General features: G+C 56.4%; 4 protein-coding genes and 3 pseudogenes. 3 read left to right on the forward strand and 4 right to left on the reverse strand.

Annotation, left to right across the window (positions count from 1 at the left end; translation table 11 throughout):
* Positions 1 to 4: 4 nt before the first annotated feature.
* Positions 5 to 244: pseudogene (locus BM174_RS21810) on the reverse strand (DDE-type integrase/transposase/recombinase); the annotation flags it as partial.
* Between the two features lie 105 nt (positions 245 to 349).
* On the opposite strand from BM174_RS21810, the pseudogene BM174_RS20410 reads away from it, so the two are divergent.
* Together BM174_RS20410 and BM174_RS20415 are read left to right on the forward strand one after the other, a co-directional pair.
* Positions 350 to 796, forward strand: a pseudogene (locus BM174_RS20410) (IS6 family transposase); the annotation flags it as partial.
* Between the two features lie 90 nt (positions 797 to 886).
* Positions 887 to 1,864 (forward strand): IS5 family transposase, encoded by a 978-nt coding sequence (locus tag BM174_RS20415; protein ID WP_093925631.1) that lies wholly within the window; start codon positions 887 to 889, stop codon positions 1,862 to 1,864.
* A gap of 79 nt (positions 1,865 to 1,943) precedes the next feature.
* On the opposite strand, the gene scpB is transcribed toward BM174_RS20415, so the two are convergent.
* The gene (gene scpB, locus BM174_RS20420; protein ID WP_093925633.1) at positions 1,944 to 2,579 is read right to left on the reverse strand and encodes an SMC-Scp complex subunit ScpB; all 636 of its coding nucleotides are present in this window, start codon (positions 2,577 to 2,579) and stop codon (positions 1,944 to 1,946) included.
* An 11-nt stretch (positions 2,580 to 2,590) separates the two neighbouring features.
* The gene (locus tag BM174_RS20425) at positions 2,591 to 3,553 is read right to left on the reverse strand and encodes a DUF1403 family protein (RefSeq protein WP_093925632.1); all 963 of its coding nucleotides are present in this window, start codon (positions 3,551 to 3,553) and stop codon (positions 2,591 to 2,593) included.
* An 854-nt stretch (positions 3,554 to 4,407) separates the two neighbouring features.
* On the opposite strand from BM174_RS20425, the gene BM174_RS20430 reads away from it, so the two are divergent.
* Complete coding sequence (locus BM174_RS20430; protein WP_425442403.1) at positions 4,408 to 5,370, forward strand: tyrosine-type recombinase/integrase; 963 nt, start codon at positions 4,408 to 4,410, stop codon at positions 5,368 to 5,370.
* A 33-nt stretch (positions 5,371 to 5,403) separates the two neighbouring features.
* On the opposite strand, the pseudogene BM174_RS20435 reads toward BM174_RS20430, so the two are convergent.
* Positions 5,404 to 5,694: pseudogene (locus BM174_RS20435) on the reverse strand (IS5 family transposase); the annotation flags it as partial.

Consider the following 5,694-nt stretch of genomic DNA (forward strand, 5'->3'; position numbering starts at 1 on the left):
TTGATCAAGCGACGTTTGCCGCGGATTTCCACGCCTCGAATGCTTCGAGTCGATGGTAGCGGATGGTGAGAGCGGAACGACGGCGGGCTGGTACGGCGAAGGAATTGCGGGTTGCAGATTACATCGAAACGAAACGTTGTAAACTACCCGGCGATCGGAAACCCTGCATCACCCGCTCTCGTTTTCGAAAAGGGAGATGGCTGTTTTCTGCACGGTTATTGAGCCCCTTGTGGGACCAATGATCAAGGCCAGGCACGACGGTTGTGTCGCAAACTTTTCGAGCTTTTTCTCTGTCTAACGATGTGGCAGCAGTTTGTCTTTGAAGGCCACCGGCGCAGGGAGCAGAACAATGATTGATTTTAAAGGCGCGCATTATCCGAAATCTGTGATCCTGTACGCAGTCTATTTCTATGTTCGGTTTGCGGTATCGTATCGGGATCTCGAAGAAATCATGGCCGAGCGCGGCGTCGACGTTGATCACGCCACTCTGAACCGATGGGTCGAGAAGTATTCAAGCGCCATCGCTGTGCAAAGCCATCGCCGGAAGGCACAGACAGGGCGATCTTGGCGAATGGATGAGACTTACGTGAAGGTCAAAGGTCGCTGGATGTATCTTTATCGAGCGATCGACAAATGGGGCAACAGCCTAGATTTCATGCTGTCTGAACGACGTGATGAAGCGGCGGCGACCGCATTCTTCGCCAAGGCGATCGCCAGCAACGGATGGCCAGACAAGGTCGTTATCGACAAAAGCGGATCGAACGCGGCCGGTCTGTTCAACATGAATTGCCTGCTGGTAATGCATAACTGGTATTGGTTGGCGTTGTTGCAGGGACCCCCGGTCGGTTGATATTGGGTGCGTTCTGTTCGTTTCAGGATGCTGTAAATGCCGCACAAATTCAACGCCGAGCGGCGCGACAAAATTCCGAAGCAAAGGCATCGAGTGACAAACTGGGCCGAGTACAATGAAGGCCTGCGGCGACGTGGTGATCTGACGGTATGGATCAGCGAAGACGCACTTGCCCTGTGGTCGGCACCACGCCGTACGACGCGTGGCGGACAGCCGCACTACTCTGATCTGGCAATCGAGCTGTGTCTGACGCTGGGCCTGGTCTTCAAGCAGCCGCTGCGTCAAACCCAAGGCTTGATGCGCTCTATTGCGCGGCTGCTAGGAGTTGGGATCGCAGTGCCGGATTTTTCTATCCTGTCGCGCCGTGGAAATGGGCTGACGTTGCGCCTGAAGCCCAGGTCCAAGAGCGACAAACCTTTGCAACTGGTTGTGGACAGTACCGGCCTGAAGATCTTTGGCGAAGGTGACTGGCTTGAGCAAAAGCATAAAACAAAGCGCAAACGGCGCTCTTGGCGAAAGCTACATCTCGGTCTTGATCTTGTCAGCGGTCAGATCGTCTGCTCTGATCTGACCCAGGATGACGTCGGCGATCCAACGGCGCTGCCAGATCTCTTGGATCAAGTCGACGGCCCGGTTGATCTGTTTTTGGCAGACGGCGCTTACGACGGAGAACGAACATCTGATTTGCTTGCCGCTCGGTTCGGATCTGCAATCGAAGTCACGATCCCACCTCCCAGAAACGCGATCCTGAGCCCCAATGCGGCCAAAGATCCGACGGCGCGCGATCGCCATATCGCTGAGATCGCAGCCCGCGGGCGAATGGTTTGGCAGAAAGCCACGGGCTACAATCAACGCAGCCGCGGCGAAACTCTCATGGGCCGCTGGAAAACAGTTATTGGGCCCAAGCTAAAGGCGCGCACCTTCGAAAATCAAAAAACAGAAGCCAAGATTGGCGTCCGAGTTCTCAATCGGATGACCGGACTCGGCAGTCCAAGTTTTAAACGTACCGCATGAATTCCGTCTCGGGTTGGGCGCGTTGCGAGTTGCAGTTGATCTGTGCAACACGGCCAATTGAAAGCGAAGAACCTCTGAACTACGCCGTCCGCGTCGTCTCATCTGCGTTTACAACAGCCAAATCCAACTCTGGCAAGTCCCGCAGTGTCTGCAAATCGAACGTCATCAGAAACTTTTTTGTCGTCACAAAGGTATGCGGCGCGCCGGGTCGCGGTGCTCTCGGACCGCTGGCGATCAGATCCTTGAACCGGAGTCGCGCCAGCAGATCGCGACTGACTTCCTTGCCAAAGACGTCCTTCAGTCCTGCCCTATCAATCGGCTGATGATAGGCGATGGCGCAGAGCACCCCCATCTCAATCTCGGTGAAGGCCAGGGATTGGTCGCCAAGATCAGCCGAAGCCTTGATCGCCTCGGCAAACTGCGTCTTTGTCCGCAACATCCAACCACCAGCAGCCTCCATCAATTCATAAGGACGGCCTGCCAGCTCCCCTTGAATGTCTTCGATCAGCATCTCGACCGAAGCCCCCTGCCCGACCACGCGCGCCAGGTCGTCGCGGCCAACCGGCGTGGCACTGGCAAACAGTACCGCTTCAATCCGCCCCATCCATGCGCGCCACCGCAGCTCTTGCGGCAGGTCCTCCAGTTCTCGATCAAAGACGCCTTCGCGTCCGGCCTCCTTCGATTTCGAGTTCTTTTGTTTCGCAGCGGAGGTCATGGCGGTGCGGGTCATCGCACAATCCCATACAGCCGAAAGGTCGGCCGCCCAGTGAGCTCACACGCGACGCCCAACTCAACCAGCCGATCGCAGAACCTACGGGCGGCGCGATCGGTCATTGTGATCGTGGTGCCTTGAATTGTTGGTGACAGCATCATCGAAGGACCAATTGCATCCTCAGACAGGAACAGGTCGGCCGCCGCCTTCGACCCCTTCGCGCGGAGCTTTGGAGTGACAACTCGGAGCGCAGATGCTCGGGTCGCAAGATCTCGCGCCAACCGGATCGTATCTTCGATGGAGATCAAAAGACGCGCTTGAACCTCTATCTCCACCCCCTGCCCGTCCGCGACCAGATCGCGCAACATCGTTTTTGTAAGGTGTTGTGCCGCGACAGGCAGCAGTGACGTCCAGTTCAATACCCGCGCCAAAACGATATCAGCCAGCAGACACGCGATCCGTTCGGCCCGGTCATCCATTTCCAGAACCGCGCGCATCACGGCAACACAGCCCGCCAACGGCCCATGGGATTTTGCGCGGACAACACCGGCGGCCATCCAGCCTGCAATGTCACCTTCAAAGTTCGAACCAACAAGATTCTTTAAGCCAATTTGCAAATCTTGCCCGGTTAACCGCAGCGCCACACCAGCCCGCCAAAACGCCAGTAGATCGCCATCCGGTCCGCGTGCCTCCCCTGCCGGCGTCAGGTGGTAAGCGTCGCGGATATCCACCTCTCGGGCCAGCCGTCCTTCGAGTTTTGACGTCGCCGTTGCCGCTTGTAGTGCAAGCTTGTTGGCGAGCAGTTTAAGAGGCACACCTTGGGACGGATCGCTTACCAGTTTATCGAGCACCGTCAGCGCAGCCCCTGACCGAAAAGCCACAGACTCGAAGGTTTCTGCACGCCCACAGGTGACCCAACCCGGCAGCTTGGGTAGAGTGTTCAAGTCGTCAGAGAGTGCAGCAGGCTGATAAGTCATGTTGGAACACTAATCTCCCACGGCGCTTTTATCCACAAAATAGTGAATTAACCGCCCCACCTTACAGCTCTGCACTATGTCCAATAAGTTTGCATTATCGGGGTCTGCTCCGGTAGGGGGCAGGATAGTACGTGTCGTTTTAGTTTCATGGGTGGACTCGCCTTAAATCAGCCCTCTCGCCCTTGACGTTTCCATTCCATCGGTGGACTGGGCTCTTGCTCAATCTCTGGACTCGGTAGCAGCGAAAAAAAGGGCGAGCAAGATCAACACACTCCGCATGCATGCGGCATCGACAACTCGAAGCTATCTTCTAAGTCCGCTCGCCCCCCACGTTTTGGAATCCACCAATGAACCTAAAATCCAAGAATGAAACAAGAGCATAGATTCAAGAATATCAACGCGTTAGAGTCCAGCAATGAAGCAAGAACGACTGGCCAAAATGTTGGAACGCCGGAATAAGTGAGATTCAAGCGCTTCCTCGAAAAACTGACCGGGGTTCATGAGACTCGCCACCCGTATTTGTGAGACTGGACGCGCCGAGGTTTTTGAGACTGGCGACGTTGCGCCCCAACAAAACAAGGACCTGCCCATGGTTAAAACGCCGCCGATCGAAGCAAGGCCATCAAAATTCACCTTCCATACGGCTGCGGTATAGTCTCAAAAACCTCTGCATGTTTTTCCGCCAGTCTCATCAATAGCGGCTCAGTCTCAAAAATTCAGTTTGGATAAGGCATTAAAATCACGTGAAACCCAGTCTCAATATCCCAGGCGTTCCGACAAAATCGCACCCGGACCCCGCTATCACCTCCTCGCCCAACAAGGACGACGAGAGAGACGCAGCCGCAAGTGAGGCCATCGGTGTTCCGAACCTTGTACCCGGATCAGGTGCGCTTGACCGACTGGTTGACACAGCCCGCGACTACGCCCGACAGGCAACGGCCAAGAACACCAGTCTCGCCTACAAGAAGGACTGGGCCCATTTCAACAGTTGGTGTCGACGTCGGGGGGCGAACCCCCTGCCCCCTTCCGCTGAACTCATCGGGCTCTATATTGCCAACTGCGCGTCGCCGGACGATGGCTCCCCTTCACAGTCGGCGTCTCGACCCCTCTCCGTTTCTACAATCGAACGTCGTCTCTCGGGGATGGCTTGGCAGTATCAACAGCGGGGCTTTGTGCTCGATCGCAAGAACCGTCACATCGCCACCGTACTGGCAGGAATTCGCCGCAAACACGCGCGGCCGCCGGTGCAGAAAGAAGCGGTATTGACCGAAGACATTCTCGCGATGGTTGCCACACTGGATTTTAATCTGCGCGGGCTGCGGGATCGGGCGATCCTGCTGATTGGCTATGCGGGCGGGTTGCGCCGATCCGAGATCGTCAGTCTGGATCACGGGAAAGACGACACGCCAGATTCAGATGGCTGGATGGATATCTCCGACGACGGAGCCCTGCTTACGTTCAACGCAAAGACAGGATGGCGAGAGGTGGAAATTGGCCGGGGATCATGTGACCAATCCTGCCCGGTGCATGCGCTGGAACAATGGCTGCACTTTGCCAAGATTGATTTTGGGCCTTTGTTCGTTCGCACGTCACGTGATGGCACGAAGGCGCTGGAGGCGCGGCTTTCTGATAAACATGTCGCGCGGCTGATCAAACAAACTGTGTTGGATGCTGGCATTCGCAGCGACCTGCCGGAGAAAGAGCGTTTGGCCCTATTCTCTGGCCACTCCCTGCGGGCCGGGCTTGCCAGCTCAGCCGAGGTTGATGAGCGTTATGTCCAGAAACACCTCGGCCAGGCGTTGTTGCACGGAGGGTAAATTGGCTGGAACGCGCCCTACCCGAGACGGATTTCAGGCGGTGCGTTCGAAATTGGGCCTGCCAAGTTCGGTCATCCGGTCCAGAATCCGGACGCCAATCTTGGCCTCTGTCTTCTGATTTTCGAACGATCTCGCCTTGAGTTTGGGGCCAATGACGGCCTTCCAACGACCCATCAAGGTTTCGCCACGGCTGCGCTGATTATATCCCGATGACGTTTGCCAAGCCATGCGACCACGGGCAGCTATGTCCGCGATATGGCAGTCTCGAGTGCTTGGGTTTTGGGCGGCATCGGGGCTCAAGACCGCGTTCTTCGGAGGTGGGAT

Source organism: Sulfitobacter brevis (assembly GCF_900112755.1).
Taxonomy (GTDB): domain Bacteria; phylum Pseudomonadota; class Alphaproteobacteria; order Rhodobacterales; family Rhodobacteraceae; genus Sulfitobacter; species Sulfitobacter brevis.